We start from the raw sequence: 17883 nt of genomic DNA on the forward strand, positions 1-17883 counted from the left end.
CCAGTCGCTCTCATTTATTTAACTCTACCTATTGCTTCACTATTGAAATAGTCTCCTTCAATTGATTTGCGGTAATTACGTACATCCCTGCTACAGTAATTTTCCATTTCATATCCACATCTCCCAAATTTACGTCCGGATACAAAGCGGCGAAATCAGTGCTCGATTTATCAACAAACAACATGTTTTCGGTTGTTCCCGAAGGTGCTTTGTCTTTTGTATCGGGCATAAACCAAGCACCGTTCCAATCCGTTTTTTTATCACATGATATTTTTAACTCACCGATACTTAATAGTCCTCTCCAAGTAAATTCATACGGACTGGCAGTTGCCTCCATAGCTGTCGCATTGGCTAAAACAAAAGCAGAAGGCGAAGCACTACCTACCAGATAGAGACCTGCATAAGGAGTAAATGGCTTCATCACCATTTTTTCTTTCTTATTCGTTACATCAAGTGCAATCTTATATGCCTTGCCACACTCAGACTCCTTCATAAGCCATTTATTGTCATCCTTACTATTGTAAACTACAGATGTGCTTGTATAAGGAGCATTGGCTTCACCGGCAGTCAACATATCGGCCCAATCATTAACTGTACCAAATTTAAACTCACCGCCATTGTTCCACTCAAACACGTCGCCATAGTGGAATAGATTTATGCGTAGCGGATCTTTTACCATTTGTACAAATGCCCAGTTAGTAAAAGAACCCACGAAGTACACCTTTTCAAAACGTACAGCACTTCCATCTGTTTCAGTCACAGTAAGCGTTAAGTTCAGCAAATCAGCCGTTACAAGATATATTGCATCTTTGGTTATTGTAAACTGTCCGTCAGGGTCAGAATCGGATGAACGATAAACGAGCTTCAATCCATCAGCAGACTCAGCTTTATTGTATGACGGCAAGAACTCACCCTTCGTTGTGATAAACTTAAAGTTACCACCGGTTAACTTACCCGTCCATGTAAAAACACCTGTTTCGGAGCGTTCCATTTCTGTAGGGCCGGAAGCGCTCCAACTGGTAGGCGTTGCATCACCAATCAGATAAAGCGTAGTGGTTACAGGCTTGTAAGTGGTAACAGAAAATAAAGCCGATGAAGTCTGTGCCGACGTTTCTTCCGCACCTACCACAGAAGCGGTAATACGCGCTTCAAGGTCTACCTTTGTTCCAACAGCAATTCCCAACTTATCATTCAATAAGGTATTCAACTCTTCTACAGTCTTTTTCCATTCATAAACACCGCTACCCAAACTTTCAGAATACGCATTAGCAAAATTGGTTCCTGTCTTTGCCACCTCTAGCTTATAAGTAATTTTGTTACCGGTTCCATAGTTTGTTCCGAAAGTCCACTTTAAAGTAAGTGCATCATCTGCATGATTTATTTCATTCAGTACCAGCACCTGCGTGCTTGCTGTAAGAGTAAGCACATCGCTTCCTTTATCCAGTTCAGCATAATCCTCAATACAAGCTGTCAAAAACATACAGCCTGTGAGGAAGAAAAGTATTTTATATATATTCTGTTTCATAATTCTTGCTAGTATTAGTCTGTTAATAACCAGGATTCTGTGTTATCAGTGTATTTGAGTCCATCTCTGTTAGCGGTATAGGCAACAGAAGACGTTCTTTTGTTACATTACTCTTACCTATTGATTTAAGGAATGAAAGAGCATACTCACCATTGTTGATACGAATCATATCAAACCAGCGATGTCCCTCAAAAGCCAGTTCCATTCTGCGCTCATGAATAATTTTTTCGCACATATCCTCTTTCGACAAAGTAGTTAAAACGTCCGCTAATCCGGCACGTTTGCGTACAACGTTCAACGGTGCGGCAGCTTGTGAAGTCAGCCCCTGTTCATTTAGCGCTTCTGCTTTCTTCAGCAACACATCGGCATAGCGATAGACAACAAAGTTAGCAGGATCGTTCACCGATTCTTTAGCTATATCTTTAGATACAAGAAACTTACGTACATTATATCCGGTATACGACCACGTTTTCTTATATTCTATACTATCGAAAGGTTCACAACCATCATAAAAAATAGTCACATCTTTACGCAAATCGCCCTTTTCATACTGATCCACAAACTCCTGAGTAGGCTGATTCCACCCATAAGCACCGGCTACCATTCCCGAATTACGGGGCCCCATAAAAGTAGACCGCCATGACGACTGAGCATCAGCTCCCCAAAAATTAAATTTAGTATTACCTGAATACTGAACCTCAAAAATAGATTCCGCCTGATTGTTTTTTAACGGGTCAAAATTATCAGCATAATTGCATGTAGATAAATCGTAGCCCAATGCAGTAACCTCATTGCACAGTTTAACCACCTCACTGTAATAACTAGCATTATCAGGAGCTAAAGTGAGGTAAATATCGGCAAGCATAGTCAGTGCAGCATCTTTGCAGGCACGTCCTTTATCTTCTGCCGCATATTCACTCTTGGCCGGAAGCAATTCAATGGCATTCTTACAATCAGAAATAATCTGTGCATACACCTCATCCTTTGTATTACGCGCAATAGCAGTAGACTGACCCGCTACATAAGGCTTCAGCCTCAAAGGCACACCACCATACAAACGAACCAGAATATAATAATAGTGAGCACGCAGAAAGTAGGCCTCCCCCATGCAGCGATTCTTAAGACTTTCCGTTACGTTAGCACCTGGCAGATTGTTGAGAACAATATTGCAGCGTCCGATGCCTACCCATGGAGAGCGCCATACATAAAGTGCATATCCGTTATCACTCAAAGTAGTAAAATTAGAAGCCTGAATAGTTTCCACACCATCTGTAGCACCATCGCCACCAACTTCGCTGTTTCCGGCAATAATATCAAGACACCAGATACGTTGATTATATAAGTTAGACGATTGGAGAGATCTGTAACAGGCAGTAGTCAATGCCTCAGCCACTCCGTCTGTTACCTCCGATTCCGGATCTACGGCATCGGTAGGAGCTTTATCCAGAAAATCGCTGCATGATGCCAAAGTTACAAGTACCAGCATCAATAGTATGTTTGATATTTTTTTCATATTATCCTTCTTATTAAAAATTAAAGTTCACTCCTACGCTATAAGTACGTGATATAGGGTAACGATTGCTGTCAATACCATCCACATTCACTTCCGGATCAAATCCCGAATAGCCGGTAATTGTAGCAACATTCTCACAAGAGAAATAAACGCGGGCATTGTCCAGTTGAATTTTCTGCAACCATTGTTTAGGCAATGTATAACCAAGCGTTATGTTCTTAATTCTCAGATAAGAGCCATCTTCAACAAAGCGGTTAGATACACGACAGTTTTGATTTGGATCGCCCCATACGGCACGTGGCATAGAGTTACTTGTTCCCTCGCCCGTCCAGCGATTCAACGTAGCCGTAGTTTGATTATAAGCAGATCCCATACCCTCGTTATCAATGTTATTCACGTTGTAGATATCATTGCCTGATACACCCTGCAAAAAGACAGAGAGTTCAAATCCTTTATAAGTGAGTCTGTTATTCATTGAGAAAAACCAGTTCGGATTCGGATTACCAATCACCGTACGGTCATCACCATTAATTACACCATTATTATTCAAGTCTTTGAAACGAATATCACCGGCTGCAGCACCTGCCTGAGTAGAATGTTTAGCCACTTCATCGGCATTCTGAAAGATGCCATCGGTTACATAACCATAGAAAACATTAATAGGATAACCAGCCTTCAGCATAGTGAGGTACGAATTGTTATACGGATTAATGTACATTGGCGTTTCGCTATTCAAATCACGAATTTCGTTCTTATTGTGAGTAGCCGTGATTATCGTTTCCCAAGACAACGGGCCTTGCAAATTCAACGTTCTTAGTGATGCCTCAACTCCTTTGTTACGCACCTTACCGGCGTTGGTATAGGTCGTTGTAGTATCTTCATAACCGGAAGTGATAGGAATAGATGCTTTCACCAACATATCCGATGTATTCTTCACATATGCATCCAATGAGAGATTAACGCGTGAATTGAATAGAGCGAGGTCTACTCCTATATTGGCTTGTGCCACCTCTTCCCAATGAATGTTAGGATTAGAAAGGGTAGTGGAAACCAGTGCAGTGGCATCTGTACTGCTGGTGCCAAAAGGATACACACCAGTATTGTAAGTAGCTACATAACCATAGTTACCAATCTCTTGATTACCGGTAACGCCATAACCCGCACGAACTTTCAGATCATTAAGAAAGAATTTATCTTTAGGGAACCACTCTTCTTCGGACATGCGCCATGCGGCAGATACAGAGGGAAAAGTACCCCAACGGTTATTTTTACCGAAGCGTGAAGAGCCATCACGACGAATAGTAGCAGTAAGCAGATAACGGTTATTATACGAATAGTTCAGACGCCCCATGAATGAGAGTAATGACCATTCACTGGAACTGCCTCCAATAGAAAACATTTCCTCACCATTACTCATCTCCTTTACATTCTCAAACATGAAATCATTCACCTGAGCATTCAAATAATCCGTTTCATTCCATTGTGCAGAAGAACCCGCCATTAACTCCAAGTGATGTTTCTCAGCAAAAGTGTGGTCAAAGACAAAATAATTATCCCACAAGTAGGTGAAAGCTTTGTTATCTTTCTTATAGCGAGATGATTTTTCTATCGGAGACGGTTCCCAATTATAAGCCGGTGTAAAGTTGTCCTCGAACCAGAATTTGGCATCGTAGCCAAAAGTACTCTTCAGCTTCAACCATTTGGTAAAGGAGAGTTCGCCTGTAATATTAGCTAAAAGATTATACCCTTTTGTTTCATTATCCATCAGGTAAGTTGTGCCTATCGGATTACGGATGCCACCGAACCATTCTGAGCTACCCACCGGTCCGCTCCATGTTCCATCTTCATTTTTTAAAGTTTGCGTAGGCAGAGCTTTCATTGCATCTCCAATGTTATAGGTTCCGGCCTCTTTCACGTCTGTACTAAAAGCCAGATTGGTACTGAATTTCAACCATTTCTTTACTTGCGCATCACTGTTTGCCTGAAAGTTAAACCGGCGGTAATTTACGCTTCTTACCGTACCCGATTGATTAAGGAAACCACCGGATACATAATAGTGAGCCTTATCGGAGCCACCTGAATAACTTACCGAATAGTTTTGCATCACACCTGCATGAAGCAATTCATCAAGCCAGTCTGTGCCTGCACCCAATGTGGTAGGATCTGCCCAATCAGGATTTGTATTACGTCCGCCATTTGTCAGCATCTCGTTGCTCAATGCGGCATATTGAGATGCATTTAGCATGTTCGGTACACTTGTTGCGTTTTGCACAGCCCAGTTGGCCGTAACAGAAACCCTAGCTGCACCTTCCTGACCACGTTTACTGGTAATCATCACCACACCGTTGGCGCCGCGTGAACCATAAATAGCGGTAGCAGATGCATCCTTCAATACATCCAGACGTTCAATATCTGCCATGTTTAGAGAAGTAAGTCCCAAATCTGTAGGAATACCATCAATCACCACCAGCGGGTCACTATTCTTAATAGTACCTAACCCACGAATTTTGATGGTAACATTATCACCCGGTTTGCCGGCATCAATAATCTGCACGCCCGAAATCTTACCCTGAATAGCTTGCCCAAGGTTGGCAACCGGTGTATCTTTCAAGTCCTTCTGGCCTACAGAAGAGACAGCCCCTGTGAGGTCGCTCTTCTTCATGGTACCATAACCCACCACTACCACTTCATCCAATACTTTTGTGTCTTCTTTTAACACAACTACCATTGATTTTCTTCCATCAACTGAAATCGTCTGCGTAGAATAGCCAATAAAAGAAATCGTAATTGTTACGTTTGCCGGAACAATAAGAGTAAAATCTCCATTCAGACTTGTGATTGTACCATTTGTAGATTTTGTTTGCATCACACTGGCACCAATAATCGGTTCACCTGCGGCATCTTTTACAAGCCCTTTTACTGTAATTTGCTGTGCGAATGCACCAAGAGATATGAACAGCCCTATTAAGACTAATAGATAGCGATGCTCAAAACTTTTCAGCCTAAAACTCTTTTTCATGTACATCAATTTAAAGTTAAGTTATTTTTTATTGTTTCTCACATCATTTACATCTGAGAACATCGATTATGCAAATTTACAGATGTAAGTCAACGCTTTACTTATAGATAGTAAAAAGGTAGTGAATTGAACAAACAATAAGTGGATAAACATCTATTAATCAAGAAGATAAGAGAAAATAAAAATTAGAAATAAGTAGTAGTTCTAATTCATTATAAGGCAGTTTAAACCAAAGAAGCCTCAACTTTATAGAGTTGAGACTTCCCTGAGTCTGACTAGAAGAGGGTAATACAATCTATTCGGTCAGCCGCCCTATCTGCATTACTTTGTCTTCAAATTCATCACGTTCGCCGGCAGCTTTATTACGAACCTTGGTTCGGTAATTATAGATGGTTGTTACAGAGTAACGAAGGAATTGCGCAATCTTCACACTATCCGTAATGCCCAAACGTATCAGGGCATAGATACGCAGTTCGGTATTCAGTTGTTCATTCGCTTTGGGATAAATACGTTCGCTCTCTAGCAACAAACGATTAAAGTCCGTCACAAAATTAGGGAATAAACGCAGAAAAGTATCATCAAAATTGAGGTAGAACTCTTTTAGTTCATTCTCAATGACCTGAGTCGATTTAATGCTCTTATATAGTTCGTCCACCTTTCCTGCAGAGGCTATTTTACCAAGCGAACGACGATAAGCATCCATCTTTTCAAGATAAGTGGAGCATTGATCCATGTATCTGCCAATGTATTCCTCCTTGATAAAGTTTGTTTCCGAAAGAGTAAGGTTCGTCTCCTTCAGCTGATTATTAGAATCTCGCAACCTATTGTTTACATCCTTCAATTCCTTATTTAGTTTGCTTAGTTCAATATTTACTTCGCCTACATGACGACGGGCAACAGCCACTTTCCTCATTTGTTTGTACAAGAAGAAGATGGTTATAAGCAAAATAACAGACAGGACACTGATGCCCAATAGCCCCAGTACAATTTCGTGTTTTTGCTTTTCGTTTTTCTGAGTATATGCCTTATCTATAATAGGGAATATCGCTCCTATTTCGATAGTACGCTGACGAGCATTACAGCTACGAGCATCTTCCATAGAGCACTTCAAATAGGTGTATGCCCTGTCAATATCGCCTGATTCATAGAGAGCATAAGCCAGTTCGCGCAGAGAGACATACTCCTTCACAGCCGATTGCAAATCGGAGATGGAAGAAACGGCCAGATTCCACATCATTTTCTCTTTATCGCCTTTGCCTTTATAAACCTGAGCCAGAGAAAAAGAGAGAAAAGCCAGATTATGATCTGACGGAGCTATTTTACCTTTTGCCTCATTAAGAATAGATAGGGCTTCATCATATCTCTTCCCGGCAAGCAGTTTTTCTACATCGATAAGCGTATGCTCAATGGTTCCTTTTGGCTTAATGATTAATAAAGAATCTCTGTAGGTATCTACTATCTTGTCATATTGGATCTTTTCCTTTTCACGAATAGCATAGTCGGCCATCAAGCCATACATAGTTCGGTATAAATGATAATAATAAGGGCGCAAATATTCGGGTAGTTGCTTGGAATGGACAGATGCCATCATATCCAGCGCTTCCTTGTACATGCCTGTGAGACTCATAATATCAGCAATATTCATCCTCGCATCAAAAATATGTTCCCAGTTATGAAGATTCTCTGCCAATTCGAGCTTCAGAGTAGCATAATGAAAAGCCGAATCCGTATTAAAGTAACGGTATTCGTCAAAAAGCCTCCCAAGAACACTGTAAACCTGTTCTTTATCGGATAAACTCTTACAAAGTTCTTTATAGTTCTGAATACGGGTTTCTTTGCGTTCTGTATAAATGGAGCGCTCACGTATTGTCTTATCTAAAACCTTCAGGATAGAGTCATTTTTGCTTTCGCAGTGTAAGGGAAGGAAATAGAAAATAACAAAGAAAAGGAGTACTGTCTTTTTCATCTATTAAAGGTCTTGATTTAACAAGAACAAAGATAAAAAAACATTTAGATTCACCACAAAGAACCCATTGATAGTAGCAAACAAATTAATACTTTCATAAAAAGAAGAGCACTTAAATCTACGCACAGTGTCAATTCAATCCAAGCACTGCATCCATCATTTCTATCTATGTCTACAGAGATTAAAGAATCTAAAGTTAAAATCAAAGCCTTTCCATTGCACAATAAAAAAAGCGGAGTAAACTCCGCCTCAAAATCAAGCTATATGTATGTTATATTCAGATTTACTTTGCTAAATCATTGACTACGTCCATGATCTTTTGTCCGATCTCTTCTGCAGCTTCCATGGTAGCAGCTTCGCTATATACACGAATAATCGCTTCCGTATTGCTCTTGCGCAAATGAACCCATTTATCTGCAAAATCAATCTTAACACCATCGATATCATTGATTTCCTCGTCCTTATAGATTTCTTTCACCTTAGCAAGAATAGCATCTACATCTATTTCGGGAGTGAGATCTACACGGTTTTTAGCAATGAAATAAAGAGGATAAGAAGCACGAAGCTCGCTTACTTTCTTTCCTTCATGAGCCAAATGGCTAAGAAAAAGAGCAATACCCACCAGAGCATCACGTCCGTAGTGACTTTCCGGGTAAATAACTCCGCCATTGCCTTCACCACCTATAACAGCATTGGTCGCTTTCATCTTAGTTACAACATTAACCTCTCCTACAGCTGAAGCATTATACTCCATGCCATATTTGTGCGTAACATCTCGCAAAGCACGGGTTGAACTAAGATTAGAAACTGTATTACCCGGAGTATGCTTCAATACATAATCGGCAACAGTTACCAATGTATACTCTTCGCCATACATAGCACCATCTTCGCAAATCATAGCCAAACGGTCCACATCGGGGTCTACAACAAAAGCAACATCGGCTTTACCGCCCTTCATCAGATTCATAATGTCACCTAGATTCTTTTCAAGTGGTTCTGGGTTATGAGAGAAAAGACCAGTAGGTTCGCAATAAAGCTTTTCTACGTGCTTAACGCCCAAACGTTCTAATAACTCAGGAAGAATAAGACCCCCAACCGAGTTCACACAGTCAATAGCAACCTTAAAGTTTGCTTTCTTGATAGCCTCAACATTAACAAGTTTCAATGCCAATACGCTATCAATATGCTTTTTATTATAAGTGAGGTCTTTGCGATAAGAACCAAGGCTATCCACTTGGGCATAATCAAATTCTTCTGCTTCGGCAATACGAAGCACTTCATTACCTTCAGCCGCATTCAGGAACTCACCCTGTTCGTTGAGCAACTTTAATGCATTCCATTGTTTTGGATTATGAGAGGCAGTAAGGATGAGGCCTCCGCAAGCACCTTCCATCGTTACAGCCAGTTCAGTAGTTGGTGTAGAAGCTAAATCGATGTCAACAACATCCCAACCCATACCCATAAGAGTACCTACTACAACATTTTTCACCATCTCGCCGGAGATGCGGGCATCGCGTCCCACGACTATTTTATTGCTGGTAGATTTGCATGTTTTACGAATTAAAGTAGCATAAGCTGAAGTGAACTTTACGATATCAAGTGGATTTAATCCTTCACCTGTTGATCCGCCGATAGTTCCGCGAATCCCTGAGATTGATTTTATTAGAGTCATAGGTTACCAAAAATTAAATATATTGTTCAATTTAATAAATCTGGAATTTTGTTATAACATAAAAGTAAGGATAAAAATACTGCGAAGCGGTGGCATATCCAATTTTAGAAAGTTAGAAACGATAGTCACATCTTTCTGCATAATATCCAACTTTGTCTTCTAGAATTTTAATAAGATTTCATATTTTTCAAGCCCTTGTTCAAAGACCTTCACTGCCTCTTCCATCGAGCCGAAATATTCTCCACCTGAAGCATTCAAATGGCCCCCTCCATTGAAAAATTCTGCTGCAAATTTATTGCAAGGAAACTTTCCTACCGAACGAAGTGAAATCTTAATCATCGGTTTCTCTGTATCCTCTCTTAGAAAGCAAGTAAAACAGACATTCTTGATAGACAAGGGAATGTTCACAAATCCTTCACTATCTCCTTTTATGTAATCAAAATTACCTTGTTCTTCCTTAGTCAGTGATATCAAAGCAGAATTATAAGTTGAATATACTTTCATCTTAGAAAGTACATATCCCATCAACCTCAGGCGACTCTCTGAATAAGTATTAAATACCTTACGATAAATAGCATCTTTGTCAATTCCTTTAGAGAGCAATTCACTTATAATAAAGTAAATTTCTTGACTATTAGAATTATAAGTAAACCCTCCTGTATCCGTCATCATACCTGTATAGATGCACTCAGCTCCATCTTTGGATATATCACTGAAATAACCCATACGGCAAATCAGACGAAAGACCAATTCTGAAGTAGAAGATATTTCAGGATGAGAGATTGTTATGTCACAAAACTCGTCTGGATAAGGATGGTGATCAAGCATCATTTTACGAGCAGAAGAAGTTTCCACAGCATCAGCCATAGCATCAATTCTCTTCAGTCCGTTAAAATCGAGGCAACAGATAACGTCGGCCTCAGCAATTAATTTGTTTGCAAAATCACGATAACGATCATATAACAGAATTTCTTTACTACCCGGCATCCATTTCAGAAAATCAGGAAATGCATTAGGAACAATCACATTTACTGCTTTATCTTGAGAATAAAGAAAGTGCCAAAGTCCCAGAGATGAACCAATGGCGTCTCCATCGGGAGAAACATGTGAGACAATAACAATTTTATCGGCTCGTTCAATCCATTTAGTAAAATGGTCTATTTTAGTTTGTTCAATAACCTTAGTCAGCATATATTTTCTATTGATATAATCGACAAAAATACAAAATACTTTGTTTATCAGAGCAGAAAGCAGACAGAACCTTTGTCGGCAAGAGAAATAAAATGAATGCCCAACTGATTACACTCTTCCGAGAATTCTTTTTTGTGCCAATCAGAAATAGAGGCATCCAATACGACCGTTTGTACTGAGAATAGACCAACCAGCCATTTCAATCGCCCTCTATATCCCTTACATAGATAGAGATAATCAACAGTAAAAGGGTGTGCGGTCACCTTATTTAACCAGCGATCATCATTAACAAAACAGACTCGCTTTCCTCCAAATGAAAGGATATTATTACGAAAATCAATCGTGTGATTAGCTTTAGTATTCAACACCGAAGTAGGTGAAAGGATATGTAAGCGACTCCAATAGGCTGAAGCAACGGCATAAAGGCGTTTATCATCCGCCGCACTGTCATCCGGATGCACTAGCCAAGAGCGTCCGCTCGCTGTGATGCAATGTGCTACGGGACAATTACGTACATTATAGAAAACTAAGCTATTATAAGGATGGTCTTTATAGAGCATTGCGGCATGATAAGAGCAGATGGTTAATACAGAAACTAGAAATGCGAGCATATTCCTCCCACTTCGAGCAGAGAGATAGCGAGTAAATAACAGTATAGAGAAATAAATAGCCAGAACCTCTAATGGATAAACCCAGATATGATCTATGGAGGAAAAGGGCAATTGTTCTACCCAACGCACAGAACCGTTGAGTAATTGCAGACTAAACTGAACAGCCTCTTTCAGCCAACTCTGAATCACAGGGAATGGGGTAAACAAAAGCATGACAATAGCCAGATACATAAGGATAGAAACCAATGGAATAACAAGTAAATTGGTCAAAAGGAAATAAGTAGAATAACGAGAAAAATAAAGCAAAACCAATGGTGCGGTGCCTATCTGGGCAGCAATGGACACAGAAATCAGACTCCACACATACTTTGCAGGCCAATTGGTTAATGTGATTTTACGATAAACCAGTGGATGAAAAAGTAAGATGGATGCCACTGCACAAAAGGAGAGTTGAAAACCGACATCGAATAACCAGCAAGGATTATAAAGCAACATCAATACTCCCGCAGCAGCGAGAGTATTGAGCGAAAAAGTCTTTCCTAGAGCCAAACCCGACAAGGCAAACAAGGAGAACATTATAACCGAACGAACTACAGAAGGCGACAGACCTGCAAGAAAGGCAAATAGCCAAAGCGCAACTATAATCAACAGGATGCGAAGGAGGCTTATTATCTTCGATCGACCGAGAATCCTATTCAATAAAAAAAGTAATATCGCATAAAGAAAACCAATATGGAGACCTGAAAGTGCCAATATATGGCTTGCCCCGGAAATAGAAAAGGTTTCTTTAATTTCATCACTCAATTCATCTTTGTAGCCTACCGTCAGTGCAGAAAGCACGGCAAATTCATCTTTACTGAACTTCAACGACCGATAAAGGTTTAATATCCGTTCGCGATAGTCAGCAGATACTTGTTTCAACGAACGAACTGAGTCATGTCCCACAATTTTCCAATTGTGGATAAATGTGAATCCAGTTCCGCTTATTCCCTTGCGCAGAAGATAGCGGGCATAATCAAACTCATCAGGATTGCCATTGTTTCTGGGAGCAGATATGCGAGTATAAAACAGAACTTCATCTCCTCGAGTCAACTGTTTACTTGCCGAATCTTTAGAAAAATAAATCAGAACATCTTTATGCAATGGCTCGGTTGATAAAGAATCAACCTGATCCAACAAATGAATAGTGCAAAGAACACTCCGTTCTTTTATTACCGGATGCTCAGTCAAGATACCTCGATAAGCCGTTTCTTCATCAGAAAAAGAGTGAATTGTTTGTGTCAATTTCCAAGCAGAGGCACCAACACCAATTGAAAAGAATAGAAGATAAATGCCTGCACCAAACAGCCATCTAGAAGAATACTTTCTAAAAAGAGATGAAAATCCACCAAACAAGAGAGAAATAAAGAAGGCAGCAAGAGCTAACCTCCACACAAATGCCTTGTCCTGAAAAGATAAAGCGTCACCGCTAATAATGCCCACTATTAATGGAACCAACAGCCGCAAAAAAGGATATCGATGTAGATATTTAATAGAAGACACAGAATAGTAACTACATATTCTTTAAATCCTGAATCATCACTACTGGATTTTCAGCAGCAAAAATGGCATTCCCTGCCACAAGCACATCTGCACCGGCAGCAATCAGTCGTGCTCCCGTCTCTTTATTCACACCGCCATCCACTTCAATCAGAGCTTTAGAGCCTCTCTGATCAATCAAAGCGCGCAATTCTTTTACCTTCTCTACAGAATGCTCTATGAATTTTTGTCCACCAAAACCGGGATTCACACTCATGACCAACACCATATAGACGTCGTCGATAATATCTTTCAAGAAAGAAACAGGAGTGGCAGGATTAATTGTTACGGCTGGTTGCATACCCGCTTCACGGATTTGCTGAATGACACGATGTAAATGAGGACAAGCTTCAAAATGAACGTTCATGACTTTAGCGCCCAGAGCTTTTACTTCGGGAATAAACTTCTCGGGGTTTACTATCATTAGATGTACATCAAGCGGTTTATTCGTTAGCTCAGCAACATACTTCAACACCGGAAAGCCAAAGGAAATATTAGGAACGAAAACACCATCCATCACGTCAAGATGCAACCAATCGGCTTCACTCTGGTTGATCATTTCTATATCTCTAGCCAAATAGGCAAAATTAGCTGATAGTATGGAGGGGGCTATAATAGGTTTCATTTTCTCGATAGATATATAGTTTGTAGTACAAATGTAGACAAAAACAATCAGATCATCCTACTTTCATACAAAATTCTTCCGTCAGTTTAAAGCCCCTTAAGAACTCTTCTGTACGAAGGCGCTTCTTACCCGGGAATTGCAAAGATTTCACCGAGATGAAACCATCTGAGGTAGCTACTTCTATATAGCTCTTATCATCAGTGAGAATCGTTCCGGGTGCAACTTCACATGCCTTATCGATCTTCTCCGATTCAAATATCTTCACGATAACTTCCTCACCATTAGGATATTTTAATGCTGCCCACGCTGCAGGATAAGGGGATAAACCACGAATAAAGTCGTAGACCCGTTTGGTTGGTTGTGCCCAGTTTATTCGGCACGTATCTTTGAATATTTTAGGTGCTGGACGAAGTTCGCCAATCACAGCCATCTCTTCTTGGGGCATTGGTTTCACCGTTCTGTGAAGAATCGCGTCAATTGTTTCTACCACAAGCTTGCCTCCAAGCAACATCAACTTATCATGTACAATCTCCACATTATCTGTATCAGCAATGGGAATAGATACCTGCTGAATCACTTTTCCTGTGTCAATCTCATGCGTAAGAAAAAAAGTAGTGATACCCGTTTCTGTATCTCCGTTTATCACAGCCCAGTTAATAGGTGCCGCCCCGCGATATTGAGGAAGCAGTGAGGCATGAAGATTAAAAGTTCCCAAGCGAGGCATATTCCACACTATTTCGGGTAACATTCGGAAAGCAACAACCACCTGCAAGTCAGCTTGCCATTGGCGCAAAGCTTGCACAAAATCTTCATCTTTCAGTTTTTCCGGTTGCAGCAATGGCAAATGATTATCGAGTGCATATTGCTTGACCGGAGATAACTGAAGTTTATGTCCACGCCCGGCAGGTTTATCAGGCATAGTTATAACACCTACTACATTGTACCCCCCATCTATTAAACATCGAAGAGGTTCAACAGCAAAGTCGGGAGTACCCATGTATACGATTTTCAAATCTTTCTTATCTGGCATAGCAATAACTTATTAAAATTAATCTTCAGAGAAATGCACTAACAATTGACGGTAAGAATTGAATATCTTCGATTTTGAGACAAAGCCCAAATATTTACCTTCACTGTCTGTCACAGGGAGATTCCATGCTTTTGTATCATCAAAAGTCTGCATCACCTGCTCCATGCTATCAGTATCGGACAGACGGGCAGGAATAGCGGTCATCAATTTACCAACCGTAAAACGGTGATATAACTCTTGGCGAAACATGATGCTACGTATATCATCAAGAAGAACAACGCCCAATAATAGCCCGGTATTATCTGTAACCGGAAAAACATTACGATGAGAAGCTGAAATAGCTTTCACCAACTGCCCTAAATCCATTTCCGGATAAACCGTTACAAAGTCTTTCTCCACTACGTTCTCCATCTTCATCAGTGTCAGCACTGCTTTATCTTTATGATGCGTCAATAATTGGCCTTTCTTAGCCAAACGCATGGAATAAATGCTATGAGGCTCAAAGACTATAATCGTTAGGTAAGAACTTACCGCTACAATCATAAGTGGTAGGAATAAGTCATATCCTCCGGTAAGCTCGGCTATAAGAAAGACACCGGTAAGCGGAGCATGCATCACACCGCTCATCACACCTGCCATACCCATCAAAGAGAAGTTCTTTTCAGGTAATTGAGGAAGAAAACCCAGTTGATTACCGAAATGAGAAAAAACGAAACCCGCAATACATCCTAAGAATAAAGAAGGAGCAAAAATTCCACCGCAGCCACCTCCACCATTTGTAGCGCTTGAAGCAAATACTTTGAATAGTATAATCAGAATGAGGTATATCAGTAATAAATTACCATAGCCATAGAATAAAGAATTATTCATCACTGTATCCCATTGGCTGTTGCTCACTCCATTCAGCAATAATTCAATCGTGTCATATCCTTCACCATAGAGTGGCGGAAAAAGGAAAATTAGTACACTTAGCATGATACCTCCCAAGGTCAGTTTTTGATATCCGCCTTTAAATCGGCCAAATAGATCTTCCAAAGCATTCATAGCTCTAGTAAAGTAGAGAGAAATCAAACCACAAAAAATGCCGAGCAAAATGACATAGGGTATACGCTCCAGTTGAAACAGTTCATCAAGATGAAACTTAAACATCGCCTCTTGCCCAGTCACAATATAAGAAACGGTAGCTGCAGTAACAGAAGAGATCAATAATGGAAGGAGCGAAGTCATGGTCAAATCGATCATCAAGACTTCAATCGTAAAAACCAATCCGGCTATCGGAGCCTTAAAGATTCCCGCAACAGCACCTGCAGCGCCACAGCCCACCAATAGCATCAATGTACGTTGCTCCATTTTGAAAAAGCTACCCAAATTAGATCCAATAGCCGAGCCTGTTAGAACAACAGGAGCCTCTGCTCCTACCGAGCCACCAAAACCGATAGTTATCGCACTGGCAATAGTCGAAGTCCAAATGTTATGACGCTTGATGCGTCCCTGACGACGAGAAATGGAATAAAGTATTTTTGTTACTCCATGACTGATATCGTCCTTAACTATGTTACGCACAAACCATCCAGCAAGAAATATACCCACTACAGGATAAACCAAATAAAGGTAATTGACATTTGTCGTATCAAAGTTATCCGTTAAGAAATTCTGAATCAAACGAATGAAGTATTTAAGTAACAAAGCAGCAATGGCAGTGAGTATACCAACCATAAAACTGAGCATCAGAATAAAATGTTTCTCTTTAATTTTATTCTCGCGGCAAATAAGTAGTCGTTGAACTAAACTGATATTTTCTTTCTTCATAATTTATTTAAAGCTCCTATTCCTCAGAATCAAGCTATTTGTTTCCTATTGACGTATAATTTTAAGCACACCACCTTTATCCAACTTAATAATGCTGGAAGGCTTAGGGTGACTTATATCATTCTGGCGAAAGGTGACAACATAGTCAACTAATGACTTTATTTCTTCACTAACTTCGCTAAAGTTAGCAGGAGAAAGCTGTCCACTGACATTGGCCGATGTAGAGACAATAGCTTTGCGAAAGCGTTGGCAAAGCTGGCGGGAAAAATCTTCGTTAGTAACACGTATGCCCACACTCCCATCTTCAGCCAAGAGATTAGGAGCTAAGTTTCGCGCACTTGAATAAATGATAGTCATCGGCTTATCGGCAAGTTCGATTAAATCCCAAGCAATAGAAGGAACATTATCTACATAGAACTCAACTTTCACTGGAGAATCAACTAACACCAGCATCGCTTTGCTGTCAGAGCGCTGTTTGATCTCATATACTTTGCGAACTGCCTCAGGATTTGTAGCATCACAACCAAGCCCCCATATAGTATCAGTAGGATAAAGTATCACCCCACCTTCATTCATTACTTGGCATGCTTTTTTTATATCTTCTATCATTTCTTTGGTTATTGTAGATTGAATAACACGCAAAAATAGTACTTTTGCCCGACAATAAAAAAGTTTAAGAGAAAACAAATGGAAGAAATAGAGTTTCACCATAGCTTGCCCATTCAATTACGCTTCAACGATGTAGATAAATTCGGCCACGTTAACAATGCAGTTTACTTCACCTTCTACGATCTCGGAAAAACAGAATACTTTGCATCTGTATGCCCACATGTTGACTGGAACAGGGATGCCATTGTGGTTGTGAACATTGAAGCAACCTTTCTATCACAAATTCTTCCCGCAGATCATGTAGCCGTACAAACGGCCGTTTACCAGATTGGAAACAAAAGTTTTCACCTCATCCAGCAAGTGATCGAAACTGAAACAAACGAGGTGAAATGTATCTGTAAATCCGTTATGGTGGCCTTCGATCTCAAAAAAAACGAATCAAAAGAGTTAGAAGACGAGTGGAAAGAAGCCATTTGCAAGTTTGAAGGACGAAACCTAATAAAAAAATCCACTAACAAATAGTTTAGACAAACAACAAAGCGCCTCCTTCTACAATTTTATCCGACATACTCACTTCGCTGTTCAACCAGAATGAGTCTCCCAAACAATGCGTGATGATATGCTTGATTATCATCACGCACTGAAACAAGCAGCAGAAAGTCATTCTAACATTTTTTTGAGATAGATTTGATCGTAAAACAGGTCTTTTATAGAGAAGAATTTTTCTCTATAGAA

12 protein-coding genes are annotated in these 17883 nt (G+C 40.1%); 1 reads left to right on the plus strand and 11 read right to left on the minus strand.

The features are described from left to right. Window positions 1-28: 28 nt before the first annotated feature. The 11 genes from BQ5338_RS12780 to BQ5338_RS12830 form a co-directional block, all read right to left on the minus strand. Window positions 29-1525 (minus strand): SusE domain-containing protein, encoded by a 1497-nt coding sequence (locus BQ5338_RS12780; protein ID WP_071147215.1) that lies wholly within the window; start codon window positions 1523-1525, stop codon window positions 29-31. A gap of 22 nt (window positions 1526-1547) precedes the next feature. Then, window positions 1548-3038 (minus strand): RagB/SusD family nutrient uptake outer membrane protein, encoded by a 1491-nt coding sequence (locus BQ5338_RS12785; RefSeq protein WP_071147216.1) that lies wholly within the window; start codon window positions 3036-3038, stop codon window positions 1548-1550. A 13-nt stretch (window positions 3039-3051) separates the two neighbouring features. After that, entirely contained in the window at window positions 3052-6063 is a 3012-nt protein-coding gene (locus tag BQ5338_RS12790) for a SusC/RagA family TonB-linked outer membrane protein (RefSeq protein WP_394331135.1), read from the minus strand. A 289-nt stretch (window positions 6064-6352) separates the two neighbouring features. Then, window positions 6353-8023, minus strand: coding sequence for a DUF6377 domain-containing protein (locus BQ5338_RS12795; protein WP_071147217.1), 1671 nt, complete (start codon window positions 8021-8023; stop codon window positions 6353-6355). Between the two features lie 283 nt (window positions 8024-8306). Beyond that, a complete protein-coding gene (gene glmM / locus BQ5338_RS12800) occupies window positions 8307-9695 on the minus strand; it encodes a phosphoglucosamine mutase (RefSeq protein WP_071147218.1) in 1389 nt (462 codons plus the stop codon). A 159-nt stretch (window positions 9696-9854) separates the two neighbouring features. Then, the gene (locus tag BQ5338_RS12805; RefSeq protein WP_071147219.1) at window positions 9855-10886 is read right to left on the minus strand and encodes a DHH family phosphoesterase; all 1032 of its coding nucleotides are present in this window, start codon (window positions 10884-10886) and stop codon (window positions 9855-9857) included. A gap of 47 nt (window positions 10887-10933) precedes the next feature. Further along, window positions 10934-13039 (minus strand): ComEC/Rec2 family competence protein, encoded by a 2106-nt coding sequence (locus BQ5338_RS12810; RefSeq protein WP_071147220.1) that lies wholly within the window; start codon window positions 13037-13039, stop codon window positions 10934-10936. Window positions 13040-13049: 10 nt separating this feature from the next. Continuing rightward, window positions 13050-13700, minus strand: coding sequence for a ribulose-phosphate 3-epimerase (gene rpe / locus BQ5338_RS12815; protein WP_071147221.1), 651 nt, complete (start codon window positions 13698-13700; stop codon window positions 13050-13052). A 52-nt stretch (window positions 13701-13752) separates the two neighbouring features. Next, a complete protein-coding gene (fmt, locus tag BQ5338_RS12820; RefSeq protein WP_071147222.1) occupies window positions 13753-14730 on the minus strand; it encodes a methionyl-tRNA formyltransferase in 978 nt (325 codons plus the stop codon). 18 nt (window positions 14731-14748) lie between these two features. After that, window positions 14749-16539 (minus strand): chloride channel protein, encoded by a 1791-nt coding sequence (locus BQ5338_RS12825; RefSeq protein WP_071147223.1) that lies wholly within the window; start codon window positions 16537-16539, stop codon window positions 14749-14751. Between the two features lie 45 nt (window positions 16540-16584). Then, the gene (locus BQ5338_RS12830; protein WP_071147224.1) at window positions 16585-17148 is read right to left on the minus strand and encodes an L-threonylcarbamoyladenylate synthase; all 564 of its coding nucleotides are present in this window, start codon (window positions 17146-17148) and stop codon (window positions 16585-16587) included. A gap of 78 nt (window positions 17149-17226) precedes the next feature. Here BQ5338_RS12830 and BQ5338_RS12835 point away from each other — a divergent pair, with 78 nt between their 5' ends. Further along, complete coding sequence (locus tag BQ5338_RS12835) at window positions 17227-17670, plus strand: acyl-CoA thioesterase (protein ID WP_071147225.1); 444 nt, start codon at window positions 17227-17229, stop codon at window positions 17668-17670. Window positions 17671-17883 lie beyond the last annotated feature (213 nt).

It is taken from the genome of Bacteroides ihuae (assembly GCF_900104585.1).
Classification (GTDB): domain Bacteria; phylum Bacteroidota; class Bacteroidia; order Bacteroidales; family Bacteroidaceae; genus Bacteroides; species Bacteroides ihuae.

What these genes read in the sequence shown, in the direction of transcription:
- BQ5338_RS12780 (WP_071147215.1), bottom strand. Translation starts at nt 1,525, where the DNA reads ATGAAACAGAATATATATAAAATACTTTTCTTCCTCACAGGCTGTATG.
- BQ5338_RS12785 (WP_071147216.1), bottom strand. Translation starts at nt 3,038, where the DNA reads ATGAAAAAAATATCAAACATACTATTGATGCTGGTACTTGTAACTTTG.
- BQ5338_RS12790 (WP_394331135.1), bottom strand. Translation starts at nt 6,063, where the DNA reads ATGTACATGAAAAAGAGTTTTAGGCTGAAAAGTTTTGAGCATCGCTAT.
- BQ5338_RS12795 (WP_071147217.1), bottom strand. Translation starts at nt 8,023, where the DNA reads ATGAAAAAGACAGTACTCCTTTTCTTTGTTATTTTCTATTTCCTTCCC.
- glmM (WP_071147218.1), bottom strand. Translation starts at nt 9,695, where the DNA reads ATGACTCTAATAAAATCAATCTCAGGGATTCGCGGAACTATCGGCGGA.
- BQ5338_RS12805 (WP_071147219.1), bottom strand. Translation starts at nt 10,886, where the DNA reads ATGCTGACTAAGGTTATTGAACAAACTAAAATAGACCATTTTACTAAA.
- rpe (WP_071147221.1), bottom strand. Translation starts at nt 13,700, where the DNA reads ATGAAACCTATTATAGCCCCCTCCATACTATCAGCTAATTTTGCCTAT.
- fmt (WP_071147222.1), bottom strand. Translation starts at nt 14,730, where the DNA reads ATGCCAGATAAGAAAGATTTGAAAATCGTATACATGGGTACTCCCGAC.
- BQ5338_RS12825 (WP_071147223.1), bottom strand. Translation starts at nt 16,539, where the DNA reads ATGAAGAAAGAAAATATCAGTTTAGTTCAACGACTACTTATTTGCCGC.
- BQ5338_RS12830 (WP_071147224.1), bottom strand. Translation starts at nt 17,148, where the DNA reads ATGATAGAAGATATAAAAAAAGCATGCCAAGTAATGAATGAAGGTGGG.
- BQ5338_RS12835 (WP_071147225.1), top strand. Translation starts at nt 17,227, where the DNA reads ATGGAAGAAATAGAGTTTCACCATAGCTTGCCCATTCAATTACGCTTC.